2 protein-coding genes are annotated in these 2,088 nt (G+C 76.0%); both read right to left on the bottom strand.

The window, feature by feature from the left end; genetic code table 11:
* Positions 1-87: 87 nt before the first annotated feature.
* Positions 88-1,116, bottom strand: coding sequence for an LLM class F420-dependent oxidoreductase (locus L1885_RS27585; RefSeq protein ID WP_235799873.1), 1,029 nt, complete (start codon positions 1,114-1,116; stop codon positions 88-90).
* Positions 1,117-1,244: 128 nt separating this feature from the next.
* On the bottom strand, positions 1,245-1,958 hold the full coding sequence (locus tag L1885_RS27580) for an endonuclease V (protein ID WP_235799872.1): 714 nt from the start codon (positions 1,956-1,958) through the stop codon (positions 1,245-1,247).
* Positions 1,959-2,088: the final 130 nt, after the last annotated feature.

Raw genomic sequence — 2,088 nt, 5'->3', positions numbered from 1 at the left:
GGCCGGACGCCGTTCGCCCGGGGGCGGTGCCGTGCGCGGCACGCGCCCGGGGGCGGGAGCGGCGCCGCGGGGCCGGCCTGTGGGCCGCTACGTCAGCCAGCTCTTCACCTTTTCCACGAGACGCACCGGATCGGAACCCGTCGGGGTCACGTTGAGCATCGTCACGCCGGCCTCGCGGAACGCCTCGACGCGCTCGCGCACGTAGCCCTCGGGCCCGCACAGGGTGGCGAGTTCGCAGAACTCGTCGGGCACGGCGGCCGCGGCGTCCCTGATGCGGCCCCCGAGGTAGAGGTCCTGGATCTCCGCCGCCTCCTTCTCGTAACCGTAGGCGACGGCGAGGTCGTTGTAGAAGTTCTTCCCGCGCGCGCCCATGCCGCCCACGTACAGGGCGATCTGGGGGCGGGCCCTGTCCCGGAACCGCGCCGCGTCCTCGCCGATGGCGAGGAGGCCCCCCGCGACCGTGCGCAGCGGGCCGAGGGCGGGATCCCGCTTCGCGGTGCCCTTCGCCAGGGCCTCGCCCCAGACGCGGCCGGCCTTCTCGGGCAGGAACAGGTGCGGCAGCCAGCCGTCGGCGATCTCGGCCGTCATCGCCACGTTCGCGGGGCCGAGGGCCGCGAGGAAGACCGGGATGCCGGGGCGTACGGGCCGGGTCAGCATCTTGAGCGGCTTGCCGTGCCTGCCGCCCTTGTCCGCCGGCAGCGGCATGTCGAACGTGCCGTGGTGCTCCACGACTTCGCGCCGCCAGACGCGGCGGCAGATCTCGACGGTCTCCCGGGTGCGCGCGAGCGGCTTGTCGTAGGCGACGCCGTGCCAGCCCTCGACCACCTGGGGCCCCGAGGCGCCGAGGCCGAGGAGGGCCCGCCCGCCGGACACGGCGTCCAGCCCGGCGGCGGTCTGGGCGATCAGCGCCGGTGTACGCGAGTAGACGTTGACGACGGCGGAGCCGATGGCGACGCGCTCCGTGCGGGCCGCCAGGTATCCCATGATCGTCGGGGAGTCGAAGCCCCACGCCTCGGCGACCCAGACGGCGTCGAGGCCCGCGGCCTCCAGCGCCACCGCCGCGTCGCACGCCGCGCGGGCGTCGCCCGCGTAGTCCAGCTGGAGCGAGATCTCCATGAGGGCACCTTCCTGCCGTCCGGTCCCCCACACCGTGGCACAGCACGCCCGCACCGCGCCCGGCCGTGGCCGACTCCGACTCCGACTCCGACTCCGACTCCGACACAGCTGGTGTAACACCGACGATGTTAGGAATCAGGCGGGCCGGCGCACAACCCTCGGCCGGCCGTCGCCTCGCGCAGCGCCCGCCGGCTGAGCGAGTCGGCCGCGCGCGTCGTCTCCGAAAGCCGGTGGACCGCGGCGAGGCGCAGGGCGTGCGCGCAGGCGTTGGCCAGCTCGACGCGGTGGCCGGCGGACACGAAGACCGGCTTGACGCCCTTTCGGGTGCGCAGGGCGCGGCCCACCACGTCGCCCTCGGGCGCGGTCAGCGGCGTCCAGTCGCCGCGCTCGCGGCCCGGCTGCTCGTAGGAGAAGAGGAACGGGGACTTGGCGACGCCGATCGACGGGAGCCCGGTCACCACGCCGAGGTGGCAGGCGAGCCCGAACCGGCGGGGGTGCGCGAGGCCGTAGCCGTCGCAGACCAGCATTCCCGGGTCGGCGCCGAGCCGGTCGAGGGCCGCGAGGACCGCCGGCACCTCGCGGAAGGCGAGCAGCCCCGGCACGTACGGAAAGGGCACGGGGCCGACGGCGGTGGCCTCCTCCACGACGGCGAGCGTCGCCGCGTCGAGCACGACGGCCGCCGCGGCGACCACGTCGTGCTCGTCGTCGTAGGTGACGTCGACGCCGGTCACGTGGCCCCGGCCGGGCGGGGGGCCGGGCTCGTCCAGGACGAGACGGCGGCGCAGCCGGTCCTGGATCGCGTACGCCTCGTCCTCGTCGGCGGGCGTGCTCGTGGTCGTCATGGCCGCCACCCTACGGACGGGCGGTCCCCTTCCGCCGGGCCCCGGGCGGGCGTTCGCACCGGCGGCACCGCACCTGCCGCCGCGGCCCCCGGCCGACCGGCCGGCGCCCCCGCGTCCCCGACCGGTCCTC

It is taken from the genome of Streptomyces fuscigenes, from assembly GCF_021556455.1.
GTDB lineage: Bacteria > Actinomycetota > Actinomycetes > Streptomycetales > Streptomycetaceae > Streptomyces > Streptomyces fuscigenes.
Note: the sequence above shows the minus strand (reverse complement) of the source record. Positions and strands in the feature narration are given on the sequence as shown.

Coding starts and splice junctions, on each gene's coding strand:
- L1885_RS27585 (WP_235799873.1), bottom strand. CDS start 1,116: ATGGAGATCTCGCTCCAGCTGGACTACGCGGGCGACGCCCGCGCGGCG.
- L1885_RS27580 (WP_235799872.1), bottom strand. CDS start 1,958: ATGACGACCACGAGCACGCCCGCCGACGAGGACGAGGCGTACGCGATC.